Annotated in this window: 27 protein-coding genes; 14 read left to right on the forward strand and 13 right to left on the reverse strand. The window is 70.8% G+C overall.

Features of this window, described 5'->3' with window-relative positions; all coding sequences use genetic code 11:
• Positions 1–64 precede the first annotated feature (64 nt).
• Positions 65–1,051 carry a bile acid:sodium symporter family protein gene (locus tag NJE57_RS11715; RefSeq protein ID WP_319028607.1) on the forward strand — a complete coding sequence of 329 codons (987 nt, stop codon included), beginning with the start codon at positions 65–67 and terminating at the stop codon, positions 1,049–1,051.
• Between the two features lie 15 nt (positions 1,052–1,066).
• Here the strand turns inward: NJE57_RS11715 and NJE57_RS11720 are convergent, their stop codons facing one another.
• The 3 genes from NJE57_RS11720 to NJE57_RS11730 form a co-directional block, all read right to left on the reverse strand.
• Positions 1,067–1,639: a VanZ family protein gene (locus tag NJE57_RS11720; protein WP_319028608.1), complete on the reverse strand. Its 573-nt coding sequence runs from the start codon at positions 1,637–1,639 to the stop codon at positions 1,067–1,069.
• Between the two features lie 92 nt (positions 1,640–1,731).
• Positions 1,732–2,625: an alpha/beta hydrolase gene (locus NJE57_RS11725; RefSeq protein WP_319028609.1), complete on the reverse strand. Its 894-nt coding sequence runs from the start codon at positions 2,623–2,625 to the stop codon at positions 1,732–1,734.
• Between the two features lie 22 nt (positions 2,626–2,647).
• On the reverse strand, positions 2,648–3,349 hold the full coding sequence (locus NJE57_RS11730; RefSeq protein WP_319028610.1) for a type 1 glutamine amidotransferase domain-containing protein: 702 nt from the start codon (positions 3,347–3,349) through the stop codon (positions 2,648–2,650).
• A gap of 310 nt (positions 3,350–3,659) precedes the next feature.
• Between NJE57_RS11730 and NJE57_RS11735 the strand changes: the two genes are divergently transcribed.
• From NJE57_RS11735 to NJE57_RS11745, 3 genes are all read left to right on the forward strand, one after another.
• A complete protein-coding gene (locus tag NJE57_RS11735) occupies positions 3,660–3,866 on the forward strand; it encodes a hypothetical protein (RefSeq protein WP_319028611.1) in 207 nt (68 codons plus the stop codon).
• 542 nt (positions 3,867–4,408) lie between these two features.
• On the forward strand, positions 4,409–4,699 hold the full coding sequence (locus tag NJE57_RS11740; protein WP_319028612.1) for a hypothetical protein: 291 nt from the start codon (positions 4,409–4,411) through the stop codon (positions 4,697–4,699).
• Positions 4,700–4,807: 108 nt separating this feature from the next.
• Entirely contained in the window at positions 4,808–5,353 is a 546-nt protein-coding gene (locus NJE57_RS11745) for a GNAT family N-acetyltransferase (protein WP_319028613.1), read from the forward strand.
• 1 nt (position 5,354) lies between these two features.
• On the opposite strand, the gene NJE57_RS11750 is transcribed toward NJE57_RS11745, so the two are convergent.
• Positions 5,355–5,807 carry a MarR family winged helix-turn-helix transcriptional regulator gene (locus tag NJE57_RS11750; protein ID WP_319028614.1) on the reverse strand — a complete coding sequence of 151 codons (453 nt, stop codon included), beginning with the start codon at positions 5,805–5,807 and terminating at the stop codon, positions 5,355–5,357.
• A gap of 73 nt (positions 5,808–5,880) precedes the next feature.
• On the opposite strand from NJE57_RS11750, the gene NJE57_RS11755 reads away from it, so the two are divergent.
• Positions 5,881–7,125, forward strand: a complete 1,245-nt coding sequence (locus NJE57_RS11755; protein ID WP_319028615.1) for a cytochrome P450 — start codon at positions 5,881–5,883, stop codon at positions 7,123–7,125.
• An 88-nt stretch (positions 7,126–7,213) separates the two neighbouring features.
• Here NJE57_RS11755 and NJE57_RS11760 read toward each other — a convergent pair whose 3' ends face one another.
• Complete coding sequence (locus tag NJE57_RS11760; RefSeq protein WP_413464408.1) at positions 7,214–7,498, reverse strand: branched-chain amino acid transporter permease; 285 nt, start codon at positions 7,496–7,498, stop codon at positions 7,214–7,216.
• A 47-nt stretch (positions 7,499–7,545) separates the two neighbouring features.
• Entirely contained in the window at positions 7,546–8,250 is a 705-nt protein-coding gene (locus NJE57_RS11765) for an AzlC family ABC transporter permease (RefSeq protein ID WP_319028617.1), read from the reverse strand.
• A 63-nt stretch (positions 8,251–8,313) separates the two neighbouring features.
• Here NJE57_RS11765 and NJE57_RS11770 point away from each other — a divergent pair, with 63 nt between their 5' ends.
• The 3 genes from NJE57_RS11770 to NJE57_RS11780 are packed head-to-tail and all read left to right on the forward strand — an operon-like array spanning position 8,314 to position 10,009.
• A complete protein-coding gene (locus tag NJE57_RS11770; protein ID WP_319028618.1) occupies positions 8,314–9,189 on the forward strand; it encodes a helix-turn-helix domain-containing protein in 876 nt (291 codons plus the stop codon).
• Positions 9,186–9,617 carry a VOC family protein gene (locus NJE57_RS11775; RefSeq protein ID WP_319028619.1) on the forward strand — a complete coding sequence of 144 codons (432 nt, stop codon included), beginning with the start codon at positions 9,186–9,188 and terminating at the stop codon, positions 9,615–9,617. The genes NJE57_RS11770 and NJE57_RS11775 overlap by 4 nt, the downstream gene beginning before the upstream one ends.
• Positions 9,614–10,009 carry a VOC family protein gene (locus NJE57_RS11780; RefSeq protein WP_319028620.1) on the forward strand — a complete coding sequence of 132 codons (396 nt, stop codon included), beginning with the start codon at positions 9,614–9,616 and terminating at the stop codon, positions 10,007–10,009. Before NJE57_RS11775 ends, NJE57_RS11780 begins: the two co-directional genes overlap by 4 nt.
• Before the next feature lie 33 nt (positions 10,010–10,042).
• Here the strand turns inward: NJE57_RS11780 and NJE57_RS11785 are convergent, their stop codons facing one another.
• Complete coding sequence (locus NJE57_RS11785) at positions 10,043–11,248, reverse strand: MFS transporter (RefSeq protein ID WP_319028621.1); 1,206 nt, start codon at positions 11,246–11,248, stop codon at positions 10,043–10,045.
• Between the two features lie 50 nt (positions 11,249–11,298).
• Positions 11,299–11,967 carry a MerR family transcriptional regulator gene (locus NJE57_RS11790; protein WP_319028622.1) on the reverse strand — a complete coding sequence of 223 codons (669 nt, stop codon included), beginning with the start codon at positions 11,965–11,967 and terminating at the stop codon, positions 11,299–11,301.
• Positions 11,968–12,083: 116 nt separating this feature from the next.
• Here NJE57_RS11790 and NJE57_RS11795 point away from each other — a divergent pair, with 116 nt between their 5' ends.
• Positions 12,084–12,635, forward strand: coding sequence for a DUF4188 domain-containing protein (locus tag NJE57_RS11795; protein WP_319028623.1), 552 nt, complete (start codon positions 12,084–12,086; stop codon positions 12,633–12,635).
• Positions 12,636–12,639: 4 nt separating this feature from the next.
• Here NJE57_RS11795 and NJE57_RS11800 read toward each other — a convergent pair whose 3' ends face one another.
• The gene (locus NJE57_RS11800; RefSeq protein WP_319028624.1) at positions 12,640–13,272 is read right to left on the reverse strand and encodes a YqgE/AlgH family protein; all 633 of its coding nucleotides are present in this window, start codon (positions 13,270–13,272) and stop codon (positions 12,640–12,642) included.
• Positions 13,273–13,345: 73 nt separating this feature from the next.
• Between NJE57_RS11800 and NJE57_RS11805 the strand changes: the two genes are divergently transcribed.
• The gene (locus NJE57_RS11805) at positions 13,346–14,716 is read left to right on the forward strand and encodes an MFS transporter (protein ID WP_319028625.1); all 1,371 of its coding nucleotides are present in this window, start codon (positions 13,346–13,348) and stop codon (positions 14,714–14,716) included.
• On the opposite strand, the gene NJE57_RS11810 is transcribed toward NJE57_RS11805, so the two are convergent.
• The 4 genes from NJE57_RS11810 to NJE57_RS11825 all read right to left on the reverse strand — a co-directional run bounded on the left by NJE57_RS11810 (position 14,681) and on the right by NJE57_RS11825 (position 19,073).
• Positions 14,681–15,748: a hypothetical protein gene (locus NJE57_RS11810; protein ID WP_319028626.1), complete on the reverse strand. Its 1,068-nt coding sequence runs from the start codon at positions 15,746–15,748 to the stop codon at positions 14,681–14,683. The genes NJE57_RS11805 and NJE57_RS11810 overlap by 36 nt on opposite strands.
• A gap of 106 nt (positions 15,749–15,854) precedes the next feature.
• On the reverse strand, positions 15,855–17,135 hold the full coding sequence (locus tag NJE57_RS11815; RefSeq protein ID WP_319028627.1) for a glycosyltransferase 87 family protein: 1,281 nt from the start codon (positions 17,133–17,135) through the stop codon (positions 15,855–15,857).
• Positions 17,132–18,670, reverse strand: coding sequence for a CCA tRNA nucleotidyltransferase (locus tag NJE57_RS11820; protein ID WP_319028807.1), 1,539 nt, complete (start codon positions 18,668–18,670; stop codon positions 17,132–17,134). Before NJE57_RS11820 ends, NJE57_RS11815 begins: the two co-directional genes overlap by 4 nt.
• Before the next feature lie 70 nt (positions 18,671–18,740).
• Entirely contained in the window at positions 18,741–19,073 is a 333-nt protein-coding gene (locus tag NJE57_RS11825) for a putative quinol monooxygenase (protein WP_319028628.1), read from the reverse strand.
• A 100-nt stretch (positions 19,074–19,173) separates the two neighbouring features.
• Between NJE57_RS11825 and NJE57_RS11830 the strand changes: the two genes are divergently transcribed.
• From NJE57_RS11830 to NJE57_RS11845, 4 genes are all read left to right on the forward strand, one after another.
• Positions 19,174–20,517 (forward strand): NUDIX hydrolase, encoded by a 1,344-nt coding sequence (locus tag NJE57_RS11830; protein ID WP_319028629.1) that lies wholly within the window; start codon positions 19,174–19,176, stop codon positions 20,515–20,517.
• Positions 20,514–23,114 carry a hypothetical protein gene (locus NJE57_RS11835; protein ID WP_319028630.1) on the forward strand — a complete coding sequence of 867 codons (2,601 nt, stop codon included), beginning with the start codon at positions 20,514–20,516 and terminating at the stop codon, positions 23,112–23,114. Before NJE57_RS11830 ends, NJE57_RS11835 begins: the two co-directional genes overlap by 4 nt.
• Complete coding sequence (murJ, locus tag NJE57_RS11840; RefSeq protein ID WP_319028631.1) at positions 23,111–24,943, forward strand: murein biosynthesis integral membrane protein MurJ; 1,833 nt, start codon at positions 23,111–23,113, stop codon at positions 24,941–24,943. The genes NJE57_RS11835 and murJ overlap by 4 nt, the downstream gene beginning before the upstream one ends.
• Positions 24,944–25,031: 88 nt before the next feature.
• Positions 25,032–26,678, forward strand: a complete 1,647-nt coding sequence (locus tag NJE57_RS11845) for a protein kinase family protein (RefSeq protein WP_319028632.1) — start codon at positions 25,032–25,034, stop codon at positions 26,676–26,678.
• Positions 26,679–26,732: the final 54 nt, after the last annotated feature.

The raw sequence follows: 26,732 nt of genomic DNA on the forward strand, positions 1-26,732 counted from the left end.
CCTATCCGCCTCCCCCGCGGGCCTCGTCCGGACCTCGGGCGGGCCGGGGTGATGCAATGGACCGATGAATTTCCTGCGTCGCCTCCGGATCGAGCCGTTCATCCTGGCGATCCTGGCCGCGGTGGTCGTCGCCGCGTTCGTGCCGGCCACGGGCGGGGCGGCCGATGCGCTCGACTGGGTGACGACGATCGGCATCGCGGCGCTGTTCTTCCTCTACGGTGCGCGGCTCGAGCCCCGCGAGTTGCTGGTCGGCCTCGCGCACTGGCGGCTGCACTCGGTCGTCCTGGCCGCGACGTTCCTGCTCTTCCCGGCGCTCGGCCTGGTGGGCAGGTGGGCACTGACGCCGCTCCTCGGGGCACCGCTGGCCACCGGCTTCCTCTACCTGACCCTCGTGCCGTCGACAGTGCAGTCCTCCATCACCTTCGTGGCGATCGCCCGCGGGCACGTGAGCGCGGCGGTGGTCTCGGCATCCGTGTCGAACCTGCTCGGGGTGGTCATCACTCCCCTACTGGTCTTCGCGCTGATGACCACGGACGGGTCGGTGGTCATCACGTGGGGCTCGGTGGGCACGATCGCCCTACAGCTGCTCCTGCCGTTCGTGCTGGGCCAGCTGCTGCGCCGGTGGGTCCTGCCGGTCACCAGGAGGATCAGACGACTGGCCCTGTTCGACAAGTCCGTGATCGTCCTGATCGTCTACGCCGCGTTCTCCGAGGGCGTCGCCGACGGCATCTGGTCGAAGGTCGGGCCCGCCCAACTGGCGTGGTTGATTGCCGCGTGCTGCGTCCTGCTGGCCGTGGTTCTGGGACTGACCGAGCTGGTCTCCCGCACGCTCGGTTTCGAGGAGCGCGACAAGCGGGTCGTGCAGTTCTGCGGCTCCAAGAAGTCGCTGGCCACGGGCCTGCCCATGGCCGCGGTGCTGTTCGTCGGACAACCCGTGGGGCTCCTGGTCCTGCCGCTGATGCTGTTCCACCAGATCCAGCTGATCGTGTGCGCGTGGTTGGCCGGCCGGTACGGGCGGGCCGCTGACGCGCAGGAGGCACCGGGGGCGTGACGACCCCGCCGCGGGCTAGTGCGGCGGTGGCCTGCCCGCCCCCAACTCCACCACTGCGCCGGGGTCGCCCAGTCGCGGCCCGAGGACGACCAGGACGGCGAACACCACCGCGGTGGTGAGCGCGAGTCCGATCCACACCGGGTAGAGGCGACGGCCGCAGCCGCGTGCGATGAGGGCGCCCGCCATGGCCCCGACGGTGTTGAACAGCAGGTCCGTGACGTCGGAGTGTCCCAGGGCGAGGACGTACTGGAGGATCTCCACCGCCGCGCTGATCGTCGCTCCTGCGACGACGACGACGAGGACCGCCCGGGCCCGGCTCTCCAGCAGGATGTACAGAAGCACCCCGAGTGGCACGAAGAAGCCCAGGTTGCCGAGTGAGTCGAACACCGGGCCGAACCAGGTCTGGGCGTCCCGGAACTGTGCGAACGGTATCCACTCCACCGAGCGGCCGCGCTGGGATTCCGGTCGCCACAGCAGGCCGATCACGAAGAAGGCCTTGAGCATGGTCAGCGCCACCACCACGGCGCCGTAGGCGACCACTGCCAGCGCGGCCCAGCCTCTGACCCTCGGATCTGTCGGTTGGTTCACGGGCACAGTCTTAACACGGACACTCGGCGATAGAGCCCTCGGCGATAGAGGAGGTCCCGGGTATGGCCGGGACCCCCGAGCTCGCGGTTCGGTCAGCCCGGTCGACTCCGGTGGCCCTCGAGGAATCCCCGGAGTGCCGCAGCCACCTCGGCCGGGCGTTCCTCCGGCGCGAAGTGGCCGCAGTCGTCGATCACGTGGAGCGCGCTGCCCGGAATCGCCCGCTGCAACCGGTGGGCGTGGTCGATGACCTGCCAGGTGTCGTCCGCGCCCCAGATCAGCTGCACCGGGACCTCTCCCAGCGTGGGCAGCTCGTCGCTGATCTCCAGGGTGTGCACGGGGTCGTAGTGCGCCACCTGGTGCTGGAACAGGCTCGGCTGGCCGATCGGTCCGCTGATGAGGTCCACGTACACCCGCAGCGCCTCGGGGTCGAAGCCCTCCGGATCACTGTGGGTCGACAGCAGCCACTCCCGGAAGTGCTCCCGGTGCTCGTCGTCGGGCTTCCTGGCCAGCACCTCCAGGCCGTCGGCCATCTGCTGCCGGGTCCGCTCGGAGGGGTAGGTGCCAAAGCTCACCACGTCGATCAGCGTGAGCGTGCGCAGGCGCTCGATCGAGCGGACCCCGAACCGCTGGGCGATCCCGCCGCCGATGTCGTGGGCCACCATGTGGAACGAGTCCAGTCCCCACAGGTCGAGCAGCCCGTCCAGGATCGCGACGTTGCCGGTGATCGACGTGTCCACGGCCGGGTCCCACGGCCGTTCCGAGAGCCCGTACCCCAGCAGATCGAACACGTGCGTCCGGTAGCCGGCGTCGACGAGCCGGGGCACGACGTTCCGCCAGATGTACGACGACGACGGGGTGCCGTGCACCAACACGACAGGCTCTCCGGCTCCGTGGACGCCGTGGGCTATGCGGTGGCCGCCGATGACGGCGTGGCGATCGACGACGTGGTTCATCCCGAACCCCCGGTACGGCTGTTCTCCGGTCACGTGAGGCGATCTCGCCCCAGGCTCAGCCGGCGAGGTCCGCGACGAGCCGCTCGGCCAGTTTCGTGGACGACTGCGGGTTCTGACCCGTGTAGACGTTGCGGTCCACCACGACGTGCGTTCCCCACGGCTCGGCGGCCGAGGAGTACTCGGCACCCAACTCGACGAGCTTGTCCTCGAGCAGCCAGGGCGCGTTGGCGGCCAGCCCGGCCTGCTCCTCCTCGACGTTGGAGAACCCGGTCATCTTGTATCCCGCGAAGGGCGACGACCCCGCGTCATCAGACGCGGCGAGGACGGCCGCGGGGGCGTGGCACAGCAGGGCGACGGGCTTCTCCGCGCTGACGCGTTCGGTGAGGATCGCGCCCGAGGTCTTGTCCGTGGCGAGATCTTCCATCGGGCCGTGACCGCCCGGGTAGAACACCACGTCGAATTCGGTGTGGTCGACGCCGGCAAGGTCGACGGGAGAGTCGAGGACGGGAGCGAGCCGGTCGAGCGAGGCCTTCACCTTGTCGAGCGTGTCCGGATCACCGGCGCCCTCGCCGAGGCTGGCCTGGTCCACCGTGGGGGCGCGGCCCCCGGGTGTGGCCACCGTGACGTTCCAACCGGCCCCGGTGAAGACCTCGTAGGGGGTGACGAACTCCTCGGCCCAGAATCCGGTGGGGTGCGAGGAGCCGTCCTTGAGGGTCCAGTGGTCGGCGGCGGACATGATCATGAGGACGCGTGTCATGGCACAACTCTACGGAGGTCCTGCTGAAGCGGGACTGAGCGAATTTCGGGTGTTCCGGGTCACAGAAGCCACCACATAAGCAAATACTGTCCGAGCTTCACATTCCGCGTTGCGTGTCCCCTCCGGCCGCGCTACCAGCGACAACTCGCAGCCCGCCATGTTGACGATGTATCAGCAGGTCAGAGCCCTCTGTTCTCGGCTGGCTGATTAGCCAGGGAAGCAATTGAGAGCCGCTCATCGTTTGCTTAACCTCTGGTGCGCATTGATTGCGACCAACTGGAACCCGACCATCCCCACACACGGAGTCACCATGGACCTCTACTTCGGAAGCATCTCAAGCCCACTCTGGGTAATGGCCAACGCAGCACTAGCCGGGGTCATCAACATGATTCCGGGAGCGCAAGCGGCGTCGACCGATCTCTACCGCACTCAGCACGCATTGGGTGTCGAGGCTGGCCTCCCCGCGTACCAGCTGGACATCCTCAAGAACAATGCCATTGCCTACGGCTGGTGGTGAGATGAAGGCCCGCTGGCAGCGAACCGGGGCGTTCTGGCTCGCGGGCGGTGCGCTTTCCCTCACTGGCATCTCATGCGGAGTGATAGTTGGAGTCCTGACTCACGCTCCCGCGAAAGCCGACAGCTCGACGGTCGGTAGCGGCGAGTTCGCACAGGGTGGCCTCAACTCGCAGCGACCCCCAGCGGAACCACGGGGGACGGCAGCGGTCACGTCGGTCACGACGTCGCTTGCAGCGATGCCCGCTACTCCCCCAGATGTGAGGCCACCCGGCGTTGAGCCGCCCGATTCACCCAGTGTGCCCGTTCCCCCGTCGGCGCCTGTACCAGCGGTCCAGCTTCCTACTCCGCAACCCCCAGCTCGAACGATTCCGCCGGTACTACCTGCGCCTGCACCAATCCCGGCCCCCACTGTGGCGCCCTCGTCAGCGCCCCCAACTCGAGTTGAGCTCCCACTGATTCCGCTCAAGCCCCAAGAACCAGTTCGACCTGGACAACTCCAAGTCGGTTGACTACAAGCCACACCTGAAGAATGGAGACAAAACAATGGGCATCATCGAAGGTCTCGCTCTGATCGGCGCAGTCCTCCTAGGTCCGGCGGCGGCCGCCGCTGCAGCAATCGGCTTGACGCCGCCCTTGGTCGGAGGAATCGCAGTGGGAGCCGGAACCGCCGCAGTAGTCGGCGGAGCCGGAGCCGCTGCTTCTGTGTCAAACCCATTTGTGATGGATGGTGTTGAGAACGCCGCGTTCAAAGGCCACAACGATCTCGTCGCAGGATCAGCCAACTTGCTCAATGGACTCCAGCTCCCCGGCATACCGGAGTTCCACGTCAACTGAACTTCGGCCGCTCCTCATTGCTAGCTATTGCTAGCTCATCCACCCGCAACCCTGCTACGGCCCGACTCCGGTTGGGTCGCCGCAGGGTTACGGTGCTTGAATGGCGCGATGACCAGCGTGACCTTTCTTGAGCAGACCGAGGCGTCGTGGCTGCGCCCGGCCCGCCGCGCGGACCTGACGATCTCCCGGATCTTCCCAGCCGAGCCCGCCTTCAACTCGCAGATGTACCGCGAGATCGGCGCCGACTGGAAGTGGACCGACCGACTCGACTGGTCGGACGGACGCTGGGCCTCCTACTGCGCGGATCCCTGCGTCACCACCTTCCGGGCGACCCGGGGTGGCGAGGTCGCGGGGTTCGCCGAACTCCGCATGAGCCCGTGCGGGGATGACCCGGACGTAGGCCCCGGCAACCCGACAGACGGGGTCGATGTCGAGATCGTCTACTTCGGCCTGCTCCCCCGCTTCGCCGGCCTGGGCATCGGCGGATGGTTCCTCTCCGAGACCGCCCGGATCGCCTGGCAGGTCCCGGGATGCCGCCGGGTCTGGCTCCACACCTGCGACGACGACTCCCCCGCCGCGATCCCCAACTATCTGTCGCGCGGGTTCGTCGAGTACGCCCGTGAGGACACCGGCTGCGCCGCCTGCACGGCCTGATTCACCGCTCGGCCAGTCGACTCAGTGCGCGTCCACTCATCCGGGAGACCAATTTCTCGGAGATCGCACCGAAGGCCTGCAGCTCGTCGTCGTCGAGTCCCTCGAACAGCCACTCCGCCAGGGCCACGCGCGCCGACACCACCTCGTCCACGATCCGACGCGACTCGTCGGTGAGGTTCACCAATCGCACCCGACGATCGTCCGGCGGCATCGTCCGGACCACGTGGCCACTGGCCACCAGGCCGTCGACGAGTGCGGTGATCTGGCGCGGAGAACAGTCCAGGAACGTGGCGAGCTCCACCTGTTTGCACTCGCCCTCGAGGCCCAGGACGAACAGCAATTCCAGTCGCGGGACGGTGAGCCCGTAGTTCGCAGCTGCGCGGGCGATCGACCCCGACATCTCCTCGGACAGCATCAACGCGCGATCGAGAATCTCACTCCCAGACAGTGCCACCTGTATATAGTTACCACTATTCACCTTTCCCACACCTGCCGACCCCGGCAGGGGACGAGGCGCAGGAGACATCGTGGACGTAACCATTCCGGCAGGATTCGACTTCACCGACCCGGACCTGTTCGAGAAACGACTCCCGCACGACGAATGGCGCCAGCTACGCCGGTCCGAGCCGATCCACCGCGTCGACAAGCGCGCGGGGTCAGACGGGTTCGATGACGACCACTACTGGCTGGTCACCAAGCACGCCGACGTCAAGGAGATCTCGCGCCTGACCGGGGAACTGTTCTCCGCCGGCGAGAACACGATGATCCCGCGGTTCTCGGAGGGCACCGATCGCTCGATCATCGAGGCCCAGCGCGCGATGCTGGTCAACGAGGACGGCGAGATCCACAAGAAGCACCGCCGGATCATCTCCCGCGGCTTCACCCCCCGCGGAGTCGCCGGGATGAGGGACGAGCTCGCCGACCGGGCGCGCAAGATCGTCACCGCCGCGGCCGAGTCGAACGCCGACGACTTCGTGTCCGCCATCGCCTCCGAGCTGCCGCTCCAGGCGATCGCCGATCTGCTCGGTGTTCCCCAGGAGGACCGCCACAAGATCTTCGAGTGGTCCAACATCATGACCAGCTATGACGCCGGCGGTGACCCCGACGCCCCCGCCATCGCGTCCATGGAACTCATCGGGTACGCGAACACGATGGCCGAGGACCGTGCGGCCAACCCGCAGGACGACATCGTGACCAAGCTCGTCCAAGCCGACGTCGACGGCGAGCACCTCTCCGCCGAGGAGTTTGGCTGGTTCGTCACCCTCCTGGCAGTGGCCGGCAACGAGACCACCCGCAACGCCACCACCCACGGCATGGTCGCCATGCTCGAGCACCCCGAACAGTGGGAACTGTTCAAGCGCGAGCGGCCCGAGACCGCCTACGACGAGATCCTGCGATGGGCGTCACCGATCACCCAGTTCCAGCGCACCGCCATGGAGGACACCGAGATCGACGGCGTGTCCATCGCGAAGGGTGACCGCGTCCTGATCTGCTACGGGTCCGCGAACTTCGACGAAGAGGTCTTCGACGACCCGTTCAGCTTCGACATCCTCCGCGATCCGAACCCGCACGTGACCTTCGGCGGTCAGGGCCCGCACTACTGCCTCGGTGCCAACCTGGCGAAGATGCAGCTCGAGCTGATCTTCAACGCCGTCGCCGACTACTTCCCCGACCTGACCGCGCTCGGCGACCCCACGCGCCTCCGGTCGGGGTGGCTCAACGGCCTCACCGAGTGGAAGGTCGACCTGGGCGCCTGTCCCGTCGCCCGCTGACCTGTCCGAAGCGACCGGGACGGCCTCCCCACGGGCTCCGCTCCCGCGGATGTCCGGACTGCGGTCGCCCGGCCGTCGCGAGCCGGGCTCACGCCAGCCAGACCTGCAGCACCATGTAGGTCGCGGTACCCAGCACGATGCTCAGCGCTGCGCGTCGAAATACCAGGTGGACAGCCAGTGTGAGCGCCAGCGCGGTGAACGCCGGCAGCCAGGAGCCGAGGTCCGCAGTGGTGTCGCGCAGGGTGTAGACCACCAGCACCACCATCACGCCAGCGGGCATCGTGCGGCCCAGATAGCGCACGACCTGCGAGTCGCGGAGCCGGGTGAGTGCGACGAACGGGGCCGCACGCAGGGCCATTGTCACGACGAACATCACACCCAGCCCGGCGAGCAGATAGCCGGTTCCCGGCACCGGCGCGTTCACTCGACATCCCGCCCCTCGCGGGTCGCCCAGGCGAACCGCGCGATCAGAAGAGCCACGAACGCACACAACCCCGCGATCAGCATCTGCTCCGGCGCCAGCCACGCCGCCACCAGGCCGCAGACCAGGCCGATCACAGGGGCTGGAAGGTCGCCGGACGCCCGCCACGCGTCCACCGCCAAGACGGCGAACAGCGCGGTCAGGGCGAACTGCAGTCCGTCCAGACCATCGGGCAGAGCCGCCCCCACCAGCGCGCCGACGATGCCCGGAACCACCCACAACGTCTGACAGGTGATCGAGATGGTCAGCGTCCGCGCCCCGGTCATGTCCTTGCGGCGCTTTGTGGCGGTGATCGCGTACACCTCGTCGGTGAGCGCGTAGACGGCGTAGAGGCGGCCGACCCGCGAGCGGACGGCCTCCAGCGGGAAACTCAGCCCGTAGAAGACGTGGCGGAAGTTGACCAGGAACGCCGCAGCGGCCAGCGAGTACAGGGGAGTGACCGCCGTGAGCAGTCCGATCGCAAGGAACTCCATGGACCCGGCATAGATCACCACGGAGAAGACCGGCGCCCACCACCACGCGAATCCCGCCTGGGTGAGCAGTACCCCGAACGCCAGTCCGAGCGGTACCAGACCCAGTCCGACGGTCGAGCAGTCGGCCAGACCCTTGCGGATCTCTGCGCTGGTAGAGGGGGTGGACGGCACGCGGAGCAGTGTATCGACCGCTCGGGTCTGGCCACCCCCGACGGGACGGGGCAGACTGGGAACGTGAGCGTGCGCGAGTCCACGCCGCCGCCCGGGGTCAGGCGGCTCTTCTCGTATGCCGTGGAGGGGACCGGACCGCGGTCCGAGCGGCCGCCGCACCGGGGTCTGCCCTCCTCCACCTTGACCCTGGTCGTCGCGGCGGACTCTCCGCTCCTGTGCTCCTACTCCGTCGAGGAGTGGAGCCGACAGGAGGGGATACGCCACGACGTGTGCATCGGCGGGTTCCACACACAGCCCGTCTACCTGCAACGGCCCGACCGCGAGGAAGGCGTCCAGGTCGCGGTGCATCCCCTCGCGGCGCGCCGCCTGTTCGGAGTGCCGGCGGCGGCTCTCTCCGAGCTCACGCACGAGGGTGAGGACGTCCTCGGCTCGCGGATCCGGTCGCTCCACGCGCGGGTCGCATCGGCGCATCCCCGTGACCGCGCGGGCCTCGTGGCCGAAGGCCTGGCCTCGGCGGCGGGCAGGTACGACCGCGTGTCCGGCCCGCGCAGGGAGGTGGTGGGCGCGTGGCGACTACTTGAGAACTCCGGTGGCCGGATGCGGGTGACCGACGTGGCCTCCGAGGTCGGGGTGACGACGCGCCATCTCTCGACGCTGTGCAAGGCCGAGTTGGGGATCGGCACCAAATCGCTCGCCGACCTGCTGCGCTTCGAGGCGGCGCACTCGGCCCTGCGGGAGGCCGTTCGCGGGGCCTCGGGGCCGCGGCCGGCCGGGATCCGACTGGCTGACCTGGCCCACGACCACGGATACGCCGACCACGCGCACCTCGACGCTGCCTACCGGCGGTACACGGGAACGTCGCCGACAGGCTGGATCGCCGAAGAGTTCCGAAACATCCAAGCCGAGGTCCCGACCCGCGGAGAAGACTCACCGGTATGACCACACACAACCCCGGATCCCCACCCGCCCCGACCGTCTGGCACTGCCTGCAGTGCACGGACGCACGACGAGTGATCGACTGGCTCGTCGAGACGTTGGGCTTCGTCGAGACCGTCTCGCACGCCGAGGACGGTCGGATCGCCCACGCCGAACTTCTCTGGCCCGAGGGCGGCGGCGTCATGCTCGGCGACCGCCAGCGCGACCCCGACGACCCACACGCCACGCCGGTGGGCACCGGCCTCGCCTACGTGGTGACTGCCGATTCGGACGCGGTCTACGGCCGGGCCCGGGCTGCAGGGGCCGAGATCGTCATGGAGATGCGCGACACCGACTACGGCGACCACGGCTTCACGGTGCGCGACCCCGAGGGCAACGTGTGGTCCGTGGGCCAGTATCGCGGCGAGCCCGCCCCGGACTCCCTCACATGACGCAGGCACAGCCGCTGCTCGTGGTCTCCGATGTTCCGACCTCGAGCCGCTGGTGCCAGCATGTCCTGGCGGCCGAGAGCGGCCACGGAGGCGACACGTACGAGCAGATCGTCACCTCCGGTCGCCTGCTACTCCAACTCCACTCCCGAGCCGGCGACCGGAACCACGGGCCGCTCGCCGACGCGTCCGAGCCGGTGGGCAACGGGGTGGTGATGTGGTTCGAGGTCACCGAGTTGGACGCCGCGCTGGCGCGGATCGAGGAGTCCACCGTCGAGGTCGAGCATCCCGTCCGCCTCAATCCTGACGCCGACCATCTCGAGATCTGGTTGCGGGATCCGGACGGATATCGCGTGGTCCTCGCGGGGGAGTCCGGCGCGGGCGCCCACGCCTGACCGGGAGCACTGAGTATGGACACCGAGTAGGGATCACCGGACCCGGTCGCTGCGCGGCACGATCGGTACCGCGAGCGCGGCGACCACCGCGGCTCCGGCGAAGACCGGCCCGTAGCCCCATCGGTCGATCCCCGCGGCGAACACCGGGGTGATCGCCGAGAGCGCGAGGAACTGGGCCGTGTTCTGGACACCGAGTGCGCGCCCGCTCCAGTGGGGTCCGGCGTGTTCGGCGACCGCGGTGAAGGCCAGGCCGTTGTCCGCCACGGACAGCACCGTCGCGATCACGGCGAGGGCCACCGCGACGACCCCGGGAGCACCGAAGGCCTCTGCTGCCGCCAGGGCGACCAGACCCACGGAGACCGAGACGGCAACGGCGCGAAGCGGTGTCATCCTCGAACCCACGCGGTCGGAGATCACGCCGACGACGATGCGCCCGAGCGCGCCCAACAGCTGCGCGACCGTCACCACCGCGCCCGCCGAGACCGGGGACCAGCCGTGGCCGAGGACCAACCACGCGAGCATGAACGACTGCATGAGCGCCTGGGGGAGCACCAGCAACACCGACACACCGTGAATCCGGTGGAGATAACCGGAAGCCCGATAGGGCGATGTGGCCAGCGTGGTGGACGCCGGGTCGTGGCGATCCGGTCGGGGAGGATCGCGGACGACGACGAGCGCGGCGACCGCTGAGACCACCGCCATGGCCAGGGGTACCGCCAGCGCTGCACGGAGGCCCTGCGAGGCCGCCAGGGCGGGCATCGCCATCGCCGCGACCGCTGCTCCGAGGGGTTGCGACATCTGCCGCACGCCCATCGCCATCCCACGGCGCTGCGCTGGGAACCAGCCCACCACCAGTCGACCGCTAGCGGAGGCCGCCGAGGCCGAGGTCGCTCCCGCCAGCAGGAAGAACGCTGCCAGCAGGCTCAGTGACGGGGTGAGGAGGGCGCCTGCCAGGGCGGCCGAGGTGAGCACGGACCCGCTCACCAGCACGATCCGCTCCCCGGCGCGGTCGACGAGCCAGCCCCACGCCACGAGGGTGAGCGCGGTCCCGACCGAGGGCATCGCCACGAGAGCGCCCGCCGCTGTGAGGGAGAGTCCGGTCTCCGTGTGGAGGTAGGGCAACAGAAAGGCCACGCCGGCCACGAACGCCGAGGCGGAGGACGCGGCAAGCGTGCCGACGCCGAGGATCGCCCACTGCCGTGGTGCCACACGGGTCTCGTCAGCGCTTCTGGCCCTCACCGGGGCGAGAGTACTCCCGATCCTACTATATGACTACCTAATCTCACTGTTTAGGATCGCCGCCCTTCGGTGATCGCCGTGTGCTGCTGGGCGAGCAGACGCAACGAGGCGAGGACGGGCTCGACGAGCACGGTTCCGAGCACCACCTGTCGCACGGCCGCCGCCGGCTCCGGCGGGACCGAGGTCACGTCGATGCGGGCGATCCGCTCGACGGCATCGGCGTAGGCGTCCAGACGAACCTCGTCCAACCCGATCCCGGCGTCGTCGCAGGCACTCCACGACGCGGCGAGTCGATCGAGGGCGGCGTCGCGTGGATCGACCTGCCAATCACGGGCGGCGATCCACGCGCGCGTGCGCTCATCACCCCGGGGCGGGTCCTCGCCGTCGCCAGGGCCCTCGCCGTCGCCAGGGCCCTCGCCCTCACCCCGGCCCTCGCGCTCGCGTGGTCCCGACAGCGCGTGCTGGGCGGTGGCCATGACGTCCAGCCGTCCGATATCCGGGCTCTCGATGGCCTCCAGCACCCGGCCCACCGCCGCCAGGTCCAGGCCACCCACCTCGGACAGCGCCCTGACCAGACGGACCCGCTCGACGTGCTCGGCGTCGTACTCGGCCTGGGTGCGGGTCACCACACGTCCAGGTGGGAGCAGTCCTCGTCGCAGATAGAACTTCAGGGTGGTCACGGTCGTGCCCGTGACCTCGGCGAGTTCCGAGATCCTCACGCATCACCTCTCGAATTGATACTTGACTACTAGAGAGTAGCAGTATCCAATAGTAGATATCCGCAGTATCCAATGGTCGTCGGCACGACGCCGAGACAGCATCCCGAGGAGTCGACATGCCCACGAGCACGCCCACCGATCCGGCCCGGAAGCGTTCCCTGCCCGTCACCCACGCCCGCGACGGCGGCGTTGTCGTCTTCCACATCGGCATGACCATCCACCGCCCCTTCCGTCCCGACCTGTGGCTTCCGGTGTTCCGAGCGATGCCCAGGATGCTCGCCGAACTGGGGCGCAACCGCGCCGCGGCCGACAGGGGAGAGGCCGAGGACCTGGGGTTCCTCGGGTCTCAAACCCTGTTCGGCGCAGCGGGCCCCTGGGTCGTCCAGTACTGGAACTCGGTCGATCAGCTCTACGCGTATGCACGAGACACCGGCAGAGCGCACATGCCTGCGTGGCGGGACTTCAACGCCAAGGCCCGGACGAACCCCGGCGCCGTCGGGATCTGGCACGAGACCTACGTCGTAGACGAGGGGGGCGTCGAGACCTTCTACGGAAATGGCGCCCGTGCGGGGCTCGCCACGGCGACCGGGACCGTCCCACTCGGCCGGCGCGGCGTCACCGCGCGCGAGCGGTTGAGCAGCCGGACGGCGTCACCGTCCGACGGCTGACCAGTCAGTTCACGTCCCCGTCGTTCACGTAGGTGGCGTAGAGCGGAAGGGGCATCTCCTGCCTGCGGAGCACGGTGCCCCAGATGTCGACGTGCGCGGGCGCCACCAGGTCGCTCGGCAGACTGGGGGCCACGTACCAGTCGCCGCGGTCCAGTTCTCCCTGCAGCTGCCCGGGCGCCCAACCGGTGTAGCCGACGAACACCCGCATGCCCTCGACATGGTCGCGCAGCAGGTCGGGGTCGCTGTCGAGGTCCACCACGTGGACCCGGCCCTCGATCTGCTGCAACCCGGAAGCCGTGTCCCCGTCGACTCCCGATGCGAGTACCACCAGCGCGATCCCGGTGTCCGGTTTGACCGGACCGCCGATATGGAACACCGACGGCGCCGCGCACATGTCCGCCCAGGCGGGGAGGATGGTCTCGACCGGTGTCTCGCTACGACGGGTGATCACCACCCCGAGCGAACCGGAATGGTCATGCTCGATCATGTAGATGATGGCCCGCTGGAAATTGGGGTCCGGCATGTCGGGCGCCGCGATGAGCAGCGAGCCGGCGACGGGATCCCGCTTGTCCATCGCGTCGTAGAGGCGGTCCCCGAAGAGGCCGCCCCCACTCAGATCGTCCGGTCCGGTGTCCATGCCCCCATGATGCCCCCGCTGCCGCGGACCCACATCCGCGTCCCCTCGATCGGGTCTCGCTACGGTGGCTCCTGTGACCTTCCTGTCCGCCGAGGCGGCCGATCCGACCCGCGGACGACTGGCCACCGCCTTGCGTGAGTCCGACGGCCTCGGTCGCCTGTCCACCGCGCGCCTGGCCGCTCTGCTCAGCGAGGGGATCCACCAGGCCGCGCTCGGCGGGGTCGTGCTCTTCAGCCCGGAATCCGCCACCACCCCGGCGGCGATCGCGGGCGGGTTCGCCGTACTGCTGCTGCCGTATTCGATCGTCGGGCCGTTCGCCGCCGCCGCGCTGGACCGATGGGACAGGCGTGTCGTGGTGGCGGTCGCCGCGCTGATCAGGACTCTGGCCATCCTCGCGACGATCGTGCTGGTCGCCGCCGGTGCCGTGCACTCGGGGCCGGGCCTGGCCACCCTCTTCGGCCTGTCCCTGGTCGCGATCGGCCTCGGTCGGCTCATCAACACCGGTATGACCGCGGCGATGCCCCGGGTGGTGCCCGACCGGATACTCGCGGCCACGAACTCGGTGTTGGTCACGGTGGGCTCGATCGTGACGGCGGTCGGGGCGGTGGCGGCGTTCGCGGTGCTGGCCGTGCTCGGCGCCGGCGACGCGGCGGTCTCGTGGACTCTCGTGCCCGCGGTGGTCACCGCGGTCCTGGGGGTGTGGGCGGTGCTCGCCCTGCCTTCGCGGCACCTCGGGCCCGACGACGACGAGCTCCGCACGGGCCCCGGACCAGGCGTCACCCGGGACGGCGTGAGGCTCTTCGCCGGCGGGCTGGCCGACGGCATCCGGGCCGCCCGCTCCACGGCCCTCGTCTGGGTCGCGTTGGCCGGGGTCACGCTCGGCCGGGCCGCGTTCGGGATCACCACCATGCTCGCGATCCTGCTGTTGCGCGATGTCGAGTCCGGCGGGGGAGGTGGCCCAGTGGTGGCCGGGATGGGCGGGTTCGGTCTCCTGTCCGCCGCGGTCGCCACCGGGATGGGCCTCGCCGCCGTGGTGACCCCGTGGGCCCTCACACGGGTCCGCCGGATCCTGGTCGTGGCGGCGGGGGCGGCGGTGTCCGCACTGGCCCAGTCCGCCGTGGGTCCGACCCTCGATCCCACCGCACTGGTCGCGGGGGCCGTCGCGCTGGGACTCGGGGCACAGGTGGTCAAGCTGGTCGCGGACAACGCTATGCAGACCGATGTCCCGGACGCCCGCCGCGGTGGCGTGTTCGCCCTGCAGGACGCCCTGTTCAACTCGGCGTTCGTCGCCGGGATGGTCGCCGTCCTGCCGTTCGTGCCCGCGGACGGCCGGTCCGTCCCGCTCATGCTCGTCCCGGTCGCCCTGTACGCCGTCGCCGCTGTGCTCGCCGTGGCCGTGGGCCTTCGGTCAGGATCCCGTTCCCAGCGATCCGGCGGCCACTGACCCGCCGCCGACCGAGCCAGCACCGATCGAGCCCCCTCCGACAGAACCCATACCGACAGAGCCCGTTCCAGCGGAGCCGCCGACAATCGAGCCCCCGCCGATCGAACCGGCTCCGGCCGACCCCGCACCCGCGGAACCCGCCACGGCGGAACCCGCGGCTGCCGAGCCCGCGCCCAACGCACCGGCGTCGATGACCCCCACGTCGACCGATCCGTGAGGCAGCGCGAGGTCGAGGTGCCCGTCCCCGTCGACGTCCACCACGGACGTCACGCTGCTGCCGGTGTCCACGGTGAGCGAACCATCGGCCTCCAGTACCGGGGGAGCGGGCTCGGGCGCCGTCCCGCCCTGAACGGGACCCGGCGGTACGGGCGAGGGCGCCGGGATGTGATCGACAGGCGCAGGCGCCGGCGCCGGCTCGACGACCGGGGGAGCTGTCCACCGGGACCACTCGGACTCGAGCGAGCCGTGGTCGAGCGCACCCACCGCGTCCGAGAGCATCGCGCCCCAGTCCGGCAGCGCCCCGAGGGCCTCCGAACCGGCCGATACCGCCCCGTCCACGAGACCGCCGGCCCCTGCTGCACCTGCCAGCAACGAACCCGCGGCCAGCGGCCCGCCGCCCACCGAACCACCACCCACAGAACCGCCACCCACAGAGCCGCCACTCACGGAGCCGCCACCGATCGAACCGAGACCCACCGAACCCGAACCAGCAGAGCCCACACCAGCAGAGCCCGACGCGGCGAATCCGGAACCGACGGATCCGGCCGCCAGAGCACCGGCACCACCTGCGAAGACGTTCCACACCCCGCGGCCGGCCCGGTCCGAGTACGCCTCCTGAATCGGGGTCCCCACGTCGGTCACCACGCGGTCGCCGACACCGTCGAGATCCGAGTCCCACACCGCGTCATCGGCGTACCCGTCACCGTCAAAGTCTAGCCACAGCGCGTCCGCGGCACCGGTTCCGAGGGTGAGATCGGGCGCACCCTGCCACTGCGTCGGTTCACCGACGCCGTCTCCGAAGAAGTAGTCCATGCACCAGATCGTGCCGCCGGGGATGCCGCCGCAACAGACCCGATCGCCCGGTTGTGGAGAACCGGATCGTTCTCCACAGGTCGGCCTGCGCCCTTGACAGCCCCCGTCAGTGGACGCGGGGCCCGGCGAAGAGGGCGGGCCGGACGGGGTCCCCACCCAGGTCGGGCCTTCCGAGGCGGGCGGCGCGGAAACCGACGACCACCAGGAAGGCCAGCGCCCAGAGCAGATAGGCGTTTCCCACCAGATGCTCGACCGGCCCCCAGTCGAGCTCGCGGTTCTCGCTGTGGGGAACCCACCACTGCGGTGTGGCCAGGAAGATCAGGATGCCGCTGCCGGCCAGTGCGAGCCAGCCGCGCTCGTCGTCGTCGCCCCTCCCGGCGGCACGGGCCGCCCACACCAGCGTGAGCACGACGGCAGGCACCGCCCACACCCAGTGGTGTCCCCACGACACCGGCGAGCAGAACAGGGCCACCCATCCCACCACGACCGCGGCGGCGACCTCGTGACCGAAGCGCAGCAGCCGCCACGCCACCCACGCGATACCCAGCCCCACCAGGGCGGACACCACGAACCACAGCACCGACGCGGCCGTGTCCTCGAACCCCAGGCGGTGGACGAATCCGTTGACCGACTGGTTGGACGAGAACGCCAGGCCACCGATGCGGGCGGGGTCCCGGATCGCGAACGTCCAGTAGCGGACGGAGTCGCCGGGGGCCAGAAGGTGCCCGATCCCGGTGAAGGCCAGCGCCGCGACGACAGCGGTCGCCAGGCCCCGCCAGTCGCGCCGCAGAACGAAGTAGAGCAGGAACACCGCGGGGGTGAGCTTGATGGCCATCGCCAGACCGGTGAGGGTCCCGCCCCACCAGCGCCCCCGGCCGCGGATCACATCCACCAGCACCAGCGCCATCAGGAACACGTTGACCTGGCCGAAACTCAACGTCTCGCGCACCGGGCCGAACCACAGTGCCACCGCCATCACCGCGACCGTGATCCACCACAGCTCACGGGCCGATCGGTCGCAGGTACGGGTGAGGACCAGTTGCACCACGTACGCCAGCACCGCGATGGTGGCCACCGTGATGATCGTCGAGGCCACCGGCAGCGGGACCAACGTGAACAACGAAAATAGTTGCGCGGACAGCGGGGGATAGGTGAACGGCAGGGTGGCGCCCTCCGCGAGCCGGGGCAGTTCGCCGTAGATGTCCCCACCGTCCCGGAAGACCTGTCCGCCGACCCGGTAGACGTCCAGGTCGATGCGATACGGGGGGATCTGCTGCAGGCCCGGGACCCCGACCGTGTGGAGCAGGGTGCCGAGCAGGGCCAGGACGGCGGCGACCATCCGGCCGGCGGTTGAGGCGAGGTAACGGTCGACCGCGCGGACGATCACGCCGGATCGCCGTTCTGCAGCTGGTCGTTCTGTTGCGGGTCGTTCTGGCCCGCCCACCAGCGCAGGAGTTCGGCCTCGGCCTCGTCCCGGTCGAGCGGGCCGCGGTCCAGGCGCAGCTCCTTGAGATGGGCCCACGCCCGGCCCACGTCCGGCCCCGGCGACAGACCGAGCAGCGTCATGATCTCGTTGCCGTCGAGATCCGGCCGGACCCGCGCCAGGTCCTCCTTCTCCTCGATCTCGGCGATGCGGTTCTCCAGCGAGTCGTAGCTGGCCTGCAGCTTGGCCGCACGGCGCTTGTTCCTGGTCGTGCAGTCGGCCCGGACCAGGCGGTGGAGACGGGGGAGGAGGTCGCCGGCGTCGGAGACGTACCGGCGCACGGCCGAATCGCTCCACTGACCCTCGCCGTAACCGTGGAAGCGGAGGTGGAGGAACACCAGACCCGAGACGTCCTCGATCATCTGGCGGGAGTACTTGAGGGCACGCATCCGCTTGCGCACCATCTTGGCGCCCACCACCTCGTGGTGGTGGAACGTCACACCACCGCCGGGCTTGGCCGCCCGCGTGGCCGGCTTGCCCACGTCGTGCAGCAGCGCCGCCCAGCGCAGAACCAGGTCCGGCCCCTCGGGCTCGAGGTCGATGGCCTGCTTCAGCACGGTGAGCGAATGCCAGTAGACGTCCTTGTGCTGCATGTGCTCGTCGCGCTCCAGCTTCATCCCCGGGACCTCGGGGAGCACGCGGTCGGCCAGCCCGGCCTCACACAGCATGTTGATCCCGTCGATCGGGAAATCACCGAGGACGGTCTTGTCGAGCTCCACCCGGACGCGCTCGACGGTGATCCTGTCGATCTCGGCGGTCATCTCCGTCATCGCCTGGAACACCCGGGGCGCGAGGGAGAAGCCCAGCTGGGAGACGAACCGACACGCGCGCAGCATGCGCAGCGGATCGTCGGCGAAGGACTGCTCCGGGGCGGCAGGGGTGTCCAGGACCCCCGCAAGCAGTGCGTCCATCCCGCCGAGTGGGTCGCAGAACTCCTGCCGACCGTCGGGGTGCAGCCGCACGGCCATGGCGTTGACCGTGAAGTCACGCCGGACCAGGTCGCCGCCGAGGGTGTCACCGAAGACCACCTCGGGGTTGCGGGAGACCCCGTCGTAGGAGTCCGCACGATAGGTGGTGATCTCGATCTGCTGCTCGATCCCGGCGACGTCGCGCTTGACCGCGGAGAGAGTGCCGAACTCGATCCCGGTGTCCCACACCGTGTCCGCGTAGGTCTCGAGGATGCCGCGGACCGTGTCGGGGCGTGCGTCGGTGGTGAAGTCCAGGTCCGTCCCCAGCCGCCCGAGCACCGCGTCGCGCACGCTGCCGCCCACCAGGTAGAGCTCGTGGCCGGCCTCACCGAACGCGGTCGCGAGCGGGGCCAGCACGTCCGCGAGGTCGTTCAGGGTGGTCTGGGCGCCCGCCAGGAGTCGGACCCGCCGCGCCTCGACCTCCGCCGGATCCGGCGGGGTCCCCGGCCCGTCCTGCAGTTCCGAGAACATCGCGGCGGCGTGTCGGTCCGAGGAGGCGCGCGGATCTGGGTGCGGGTTGCGGGCTGTCACAGCGGAGACCTTACCGAGTCGGTCCGACCGTCTTGGACCACAGCGGCTCCACGGTCTCGACCTCCGGTGGACCGGTCAGCAGCTCACCGGACTCCCGCAGGTACGCCAGGTACGCGGGGTTGCCCAGGAACGCCTGGGCCGCCGTGGCGTCCCGGTACTGCTGGAACACCAGGAGCACGTCGGGGTCGGCGTGGGACGCGCAGATCACGTACGTCTGGTGACCGTCGTTCGCCTGCACCGCTTCCGGCATGTGTCTGAGCCACACCTCGACCAGCTGGTCACGCAGCCCCGGCTTGGCCCGGTGACGGAGTACCAGGGCGTGGCCTGCGGATCCTGAGCTCATGCTGCGGACTCTAGCCGCGGCCCGGCCGACGCCGGTCTGCTCCGCGGGCGGCACGCCGACGATTTACGGAACACGCGACACCGGCCGGTAGCATCAATGGGTGTCCGAAGCCGAACGCCCCGTCGAACCGCGCGCCAACCCGCCGCGGCGTCGACGTGCACGTCGGCCCGCCGGATCCGCCGTGAACACCCACAATCCCACTGGTCAGAGCGCCGATCGCGGCGCCGGGCAGGGTTCCGACGGCGGGCGGTCCACGCAGGCGCAGAAAAAGAGCCAGGCCAGCCGGAACCCCCAGGGTGGCCAGAACCAGCGAACCGGTCAGTCCGGTCAGTCCGGTCAGTCCGACCGGACCGGGCACCCCGCCCAGTCCGGCAAGCCCACCCAGACCGGTGAGGGCCAGGCCCGTCAGGGGCGCCGCCGACGCCGTGGCGGCCGGGGTCGGCGGGGCGGCCAGGGCAGGACGACCGAGGCCCAGCGGCAGAACCCCGGTACGGACGGCGGGGCCCCCACGCAGGCCACCCAGACGGTCAGGTCCGGAGACGGCACCGCCGGCGCCACCTCGGCACGCCAGTCCCCACGCCATCCCCGCAACCAGAACAGGTCCCGGTCCTCCTCGGGCCAGGCCGCGTCCGCGGGCACCACCCGCGCCGCGGCGTCGGCCAAGAGCGGGGCGGGATCGGGCTCTGGAGCCAAGAACGCCGCCAAGAGCGGCACCAAGCCGGGCGGCAAGTCCGGCGCGAAGGGGTCCGGCAACAAGACCCCCCGGGGTGGTCGCGGGGGGTCGCGTCACCCGCGGAACGGACAGCGTCTGCGCACGGTGCTCGAGACGTCCGCGGGCGGTCTGGTCGTCCGCGGTCTGGCGCAGGCCGCCGGCGGGGGTTCGGCACCCGATCTGTCTGGTCTGGAGGTGGCACTGATCGGCCGTCTCGACCGGCGGGGCCGCATGCTCTGGTCCATGCCCAAGGGGCACATCGAGCCGGGCGAGACCGTGGAGGAGACCGCTCGCCGCGAGGTGCTCGAGGAGACGGGAGTCGACGGCACGGTGCTCGCCCCGCTCGGGACCATCGACTACTGGTTCGTCGCCGAGGGCCGTCGCATCCACAAGACGGTCCATCACCACCTCATCCGCTACGACCATGGCGATCTGTGCGACGAGGACCCGGAGATCACCGAGGTCGCGTGGGTGGCGTTCGACCAGCTGCCCAAACGTCTGGCCTATCCGGACGAACGTCGGTTGGTGGAGGCCGCACGGACCCTCCTGCCCGACCTCGCGCGCGCCGAGAAGGCAGGTGAGTCGCCCGTGCCACAGAACTCACAGGTGGTCGACCCGTCCCGACGCTCGGGCGGCCCCGAACCGATCCGGAGATCAACGGGCGGGGCGCCGTCGAGCGGACCCCGACGGGACCCCGCGCGCGGGGACGGTCCGGAGGAGTCACGGCCGTGAACCGGCGGCCGGGTGGGCGGCTCGTCCGGGCGGTCGTCCCGATGACGGTGTGCGCCGCTCTCGCATCCGCCCCGCTGTGGGGGGTCCAGCCGGCCCGCGCGGTCACCCCGGAGCAGGCGACCGCGGCGGGATACATCCCGAACCCGGCTCCCGCCCTCGCCCGGATCACCATCGACGACATCACGCCCCGGGTCCTCGACGGCACCGGGGCCGGCGGGCAGGTGGCCGTCGGCACCGAGGCCGGGGTCCCCACCGTGACCGTGTCGGGCACGGTCACCAACGTCGGCGACCTGACACTGGAGTCCGTGGACGTCCGCCTCCAACGCGGCCCCCGGGCGGCCGGGGCGGAGTCGGTGCGCGAACCCCTGGTGTGGTCGGAACCGTCGTTCCCCGTCCAGGGCGAGTTCCTGCGGGCGGCGGGCACCCTCGCCCCCGGTGAGTCGGTGCCCTACCGGGTCTCGATGCCGGCACGCGAGGTGCCCGGCAAACCGGGCCCTGACCTGCAGCTCACCGAACCGGGCGTCTACCCGGTGCTGGTCAACGTCAACGGCACCCCCGAGGGCGGGTCGCCGGCGCGGCTCGACGACGCGCGCACCCTGCTCCCCGTCCTGGAGGCGCCACCTCCCGCCCCGCTCCCGGGTGTCGACGACGACGAGACGGGCGCCGACTCGCCGGCGGACGGGCCGGGCCCGGCACCCGTACCACTGACCGTGCTCTGGCCCCTGGCCTCGGCCCCCTCGCGGATCGCCCTCGTACCCGGCGAGTACGGACCGGAGCCGGTGGTGGCCCTGACCGACAGGTCGCTGCTGGACGATCTCTCCGACGAGGGCAGGCTCACCGGGCTGGTCCGGGCGGCGTCGGACGCCTTCGACGGCCCCGGGGGTCAGGAGCTGCGCCGGGCCACGTGCCTGGGGGTGGACCCCGACCTGTTGGGGACGGTGGCCGAGCTCGCGGACGGACGGACGGTGGTGCTGGACGACGGCCCCGGCGCCGGCGCGGCGGGCGGGGACCGGATCGAGGACGGGCCCCGGCCCGCTCCCCTGGACCAGGGTGTGGCCGAGGGGGTGGCCGAGGACGCCTCCCGCTGGCTGGACCAGCTGCGCACCCTGGCCGACGGTGGCTGCGTGGTGGCCCTGCCGGCCGCGCAGGCCGACCTCGACACGGTCGCCGCCGTCGGCGACTCCACGCTGACCTCGGCGGCGCTCGAGCGCTCCGACACGGTGGAGCGGGTCCTCGACGTGGACCCGGTCTCCGACGTCCTCGTCCCCGCCTCGGGCACACTGGCGCCCGCGACCGCGCGGTCGCTGCTCGGTGCCGGCGACACGGCGATCGTCGCCGCCCCGTCCACCCGGACCGACACGGGGGAGGTCCCACCGGCCGGGCTCGTCGGGCTCGCGGGGACCGACAACGGACGGGCGCTCACCTATTCGTCCACCGTCGGGTCCGCACTCGCCGCGACCGGTGAGATCCCGGAGAACCCCCGCTACTCGGACCCGGACACCCGGTACTGGCTCGCCGCGGATTCCCCGGCCGCCCGCCTCCAGGACGCCCGTGCCGCCCTCCTGGCCCCGCTGATCGACGCCGCGGACGTGGCCGCGACGGCGCCGACCGCCACCACCGCCTCGCCACAACCGGGCCCCGACGGTGCTGCCGACCCCCGCGTGGCAACCTCCGCCGACCAGGGGGTCCTCGCCGTCCCACCCCAGGTCTGGACAGTCGACGAGCAGGCCGCGAGCTCCCTCCTCGAGTCACTCGGCACCCAGCTCTCCGCCGGCCGCATGCAGGCGGTTCCGCTGACCGATCGGCTGGCCGGCCCCGTCACGATCCCCGAGGGGAGCCTGGCCGAGTTCCCCACCGGCGCGGCGGACCCCGGGTTGGTGGATCCGCTGGCGGGCGACCCCGGGGGAGACACCGTCGGGCGCCTGACGGCGGCCCTCGAGGGGACGGCCACCCTCCGGTCCCTGGTGGACACCTCCGACCCGACCTCGGTCGAGGCGGCCGCACACATCGAACCGCTGGTCGGTGACGCCCTACGGGTGATCTCGGAGACCGGTCGACGCGCCGGCGGCGACGGTGCCACGCTCGACTCCGGGACCGGTGCGGCCGCACGGGTGCGCTCCGCGACCCGGCTGGAGCGACTCGGCGAGACGGTGTCCGCATCGCTCGCGCGCGTCGATCTGCTGACCCCCGGCAGCGTGTTCACCATGGCCAGCCCCAACAGCCCGCTCATGCTGGTGACCCGCAACGCGCTGCCGTTCCCCGTCCGCGTCGACGTCAAGGTCACCGCTCCCGCAGACATCCGGGTCGACCCGGTCGGCCTCATCCAGATCCCGGCAGCGGGTTCCCGCACCCTCCAGGTGCCCACGCAGTCCGACTCCGAGGGCGGGGTCCGGCACACCGTGACCTTCGCCCTCCACGGGCCCGGGGGGACGCCGCTGTCCGACCCGGTCGAACTGTCGGTGCAGTCGGGCGGGTATCCGGTCGCGCAGGGTTTCGCGATCGCCGCGGCGGCCCTCGCCCTCGTCCTGGGGGGCCGTCGGTACCTGCGCTACCGTCGGGGCATCCTCGACCCCGCGGACGAAGGGCACCGACCGTGAACGACGAGCAGGGTTCTCGCGAACCCGAGCTGCGCACACCGGACCCCGGGTTGCGGGGCCGCAGGCGCGAGTCGGGCAGCTGCGTCTCGACCGGCCCCGTCTCGCCGCCGCCGGTCGCCGACTCGTTCGCGCCGGACTCGGTCGTCCAACCGATGGTTCCGGTCGCGGTCGACCCTGCGGTCCGGGGAGGGGGGACCGGCTCCACCACCCGGGACTCCTCGGACGCGTCGGTGATGCGGTCCACGGGGTCGATGGCCGTGGCCAACCTCGCCAGCCGGATCACCGGTTTCGTCCGGATGATCCTCATCCTCACCATTCTCGGCCCCGCCGTGGCCTCGGCGTTCAACACCGCCAACACGCTTCCCAACATGATCACCGAGCTCGTCCTGGGATCGGTGCTCACCGCCATGTTCATGCCCCTGCTCGCGCGGGCCGCCCAGGAGGACCCGGACGGGGGGGTGTCGTTCATCCGGCGCCTGCTCACGGCCACGTCGGTGTTGGCACTGGTCGCGGCGGTGGTGGCGGTGGCCTGCGCACCCCTCCTGACCGAACTCAACCTCGGCGACGGCGAGGTCAACACGGACCTGGCCACGGCCTTCGCCTTCCTGCTGCTACCGCAGATCTTCTTCTACGGTGTCTTCTCCGTCATGCTCGCGGTGCTCAACTACAACGGGATCTTCCGACCCGGCGCGTGGGCCCCGGTGTGGAACAACCTCGTCGCCATCGCGACCCTCGCCCTGTTCGCGGTAGTCGGTAGCGGCATCGATCCCGATGCCCCGGTCAACCTGCTCAGCACCCCGATCCTGCTGCTCGGCCTGGGCACGACCCTCGGCGTGGTGGTCCAGGCCGCGGTCCTCCTGCCCGCGTTGCGCCGTGCGGGCGTGGTCCTGCGCCCGCAGTGGGGCCTGGACCCCCGGATCAGGCAGTTCGGCGGCAACGCCCTCGCCGGGCTGGCCTACGTCTTCATCTCACAGATCGGTCTGGTCATGACCAACCGGATCGGCTCCGCGGCGGACGAGGCCGCCATCGCCATCTACGGCACGTACTGGCTCCTGCTCCAGGTGCCGTACGGGATCATCGGTGTCACCCTCCTGACGGCCATCAACCCGCGGTTGGCGGACAACGGGATCGCCGGGCGGACGGACGCGGTCGTACGGGACATCTCACTGGGGACCCGACTGTCCATGTTCGGCCTGCTGCCGATCATCGCCTTCATGACCGCCTTCGGCCCGACGATCGCGACGGGCCTGTTCCGCTACGGCAACTTCGACGCCCAGAACGCCGACATCCTCGGCCTCACGCTGGCCTTCGGCGCGTTCACCCTGGTCCCGTACGCCGTGGTCCTGCTGCAGCAGCGGGTGTTCTACGCACGCGAGGACTACTGGACCCCCACGGTGATGATCCTCGCGATCACCGTCGTCCGCGTGGTCCTGTCGCTCATCGTCCCGTTGGTCGCCGAGGAGCGATCGCACGTCGTGATCGGCCTCGCCCTGGCCAACGGGATCGGCTGGGTCGTGGGAGCGGTCGCCGGATACGTGCTGCTGCACCGGAGACTCGGCTCCCTGCGCGGACGGGAGACAGCGAAGTCGGCGGTGTGGACACTCGGCGCGTCGGTCGCCGGGGCACTGGTCGCGCTCGCCGTCGACACTCTGCTCCCCCTGGACGCACTGACGGACGCCGTCGGCAGCATCGGCTACGTGGTCCGAGCCGCGATCGCCGCGATCATCACCCTCGTGGTCACCGGGCTGATCCTGTCGCGGTCACGCCTGCCGGAACTGGACTCGGTCGCGCCCGTCGTCCGCGGCCTCGTGGGGCGTCTGAGGCGATAGTCGGGTCCCGGGACGGGGGAACCGTACAATCAAGGAGTCAGGAGCGGTCCGATCTGGTGGACCACCGCGTCATCGAGGAGGTCAACGGGTGGGCGATGGCAACGGAGCTCCCGCACAGGGATCCCTTCCGACTCCACCGCGTCTGACCGCCGGGGGCCTGGTCTCCGGCGGGCGCTACGAACTCCTCGAACCCCACGGCGGCGTCGCCGGTCAGATCTTCTGGCGCGCCCGGGACAAGCGACTCGGCCGCGAGGTCGCCCTGACGTTCGTCGACCCGTTGCCCGGCGAACAACCCCCGGGGTCGGCGACCGGGGTCCTCGACCGCACCGTGGCCCTGACCCGCGTGTACTCGGACGGTCTCGCCCGCGTCCTCGACGTCATCCGGGGCCGCGCCGGGGGCATCGTGGTGAGCGAATGGGTCCCGGGGCGCAGCCTCGCCGCGGCCGCCGGCGACCCCGATCCCGAGACGGCCGTGGCCGCGATGTGGGGCCTGGCCGACGCCGCCGCCCGGGCAGCCGAGAACGGGCTCGTCCTGGGTCTGGATTCCCCGGACCGGATCCGCGTCACCGAGGACGGGCGCGCCCTGCTGGCGTTCCCCGGCATCGCGGGGGACCGCGACACCAGGAGTGACGTGCGCGGACTCGGGATGGTCCTCTACACCCTCCTCACCGGCAGGTGGCCGGGGACCCTGCCCGAGGGGTCGCAGCTGCACGAACCACGGGACGGACGTCCCGCAGCCGCCCCGGTGGACGACGACGACGAGCCGCTCGACCCCACTGTCGTCGGGTCCGGGGTCCCACCCGAATCCGCCGTGCTGGCCATGCGGTCCCTCGACGGCTCGACGGTGAGCTCGGCCGCCACCGTGCGGTCGATGATCGCCGACCGCGTCGGTGGGCCGGTTCTCCCCGCCCCCGCGCCCCACAGCGCGCCCCACAGCGCGCCCCACAGCGCGCCCCACAGCGCGCCCCACAGCTCGCCCCACAGCGGTAGCCACGGATCCTCGTACGACGCGCCGTACACCCCGCCGGACGAGGCCACTCAGAAGCGACGCTGGCAGATCATGGCCGGGACGGGGGCCGCGGCGGTGGTGGTGGTGGCCCTGCTGTCCGCGTGGTTGCTCGGCGCGCTCTCGGGCAGTCGGGACGAGACGCCGTTGTCCCAGCAGCTGGACGCGATCGAGCGTGCCGCCCAGGCCAGCCGGTCAGCCGCGGCGACCGAGCCCGCATCGACGGAGACCGAGCAGGAGCCGCCCGAGCCGACCCGCGAGGCGCCGTCGACGCCCATTTCCGTCTCCGATGTCGTCTCCTGGCAGCCCGCGGATTCTCCGGGGGTCGCCGAGAACTCCGCCGGCGCGCCCGACGTCGTCGACGGGGACAGGTCGACGGCGTGGTCCACCGACACCTACCGCAACCAGTTCGGGGACAGCGGAGCCGCGTACAAACCCGGGTTGGGGCTGGTGTTGTCCCTCGACGGCGAGCAGGAGACCCGTCGGGTGGTGGTGTATTCGGACGACGACGGCGTGGAGTTCGAGATCCGCTCCTCCGACAGCGCCTCGCCGGAGTCACTGGACGACACCACGGTGCTCGGCGAGGGGACGGTCCGCGACGGCTCGGGAACCGCGACGATCTCCGACCCCGCGGCGTCCCCGTACGTGATCGTGTGGATCACCCGCCTGGGCACCTCCGGACCCGAGGCCTACGACGCGTCGATCACCGAGGTCGAGCTCTTCCGCTGACCGGGGACCGTCGCGCCCGGGCGGACACCGGGCGCCCGTTCCCGGCCCGGCGAG

This window comes from Dietzia sp. PP-33 (genome assembly GCF_033790845.1).
Lineage (GTDB): Bacteria > Actinomycetota > Actinomycetes > Mycobacteriales > Mycobacteriaceae > Dietzia.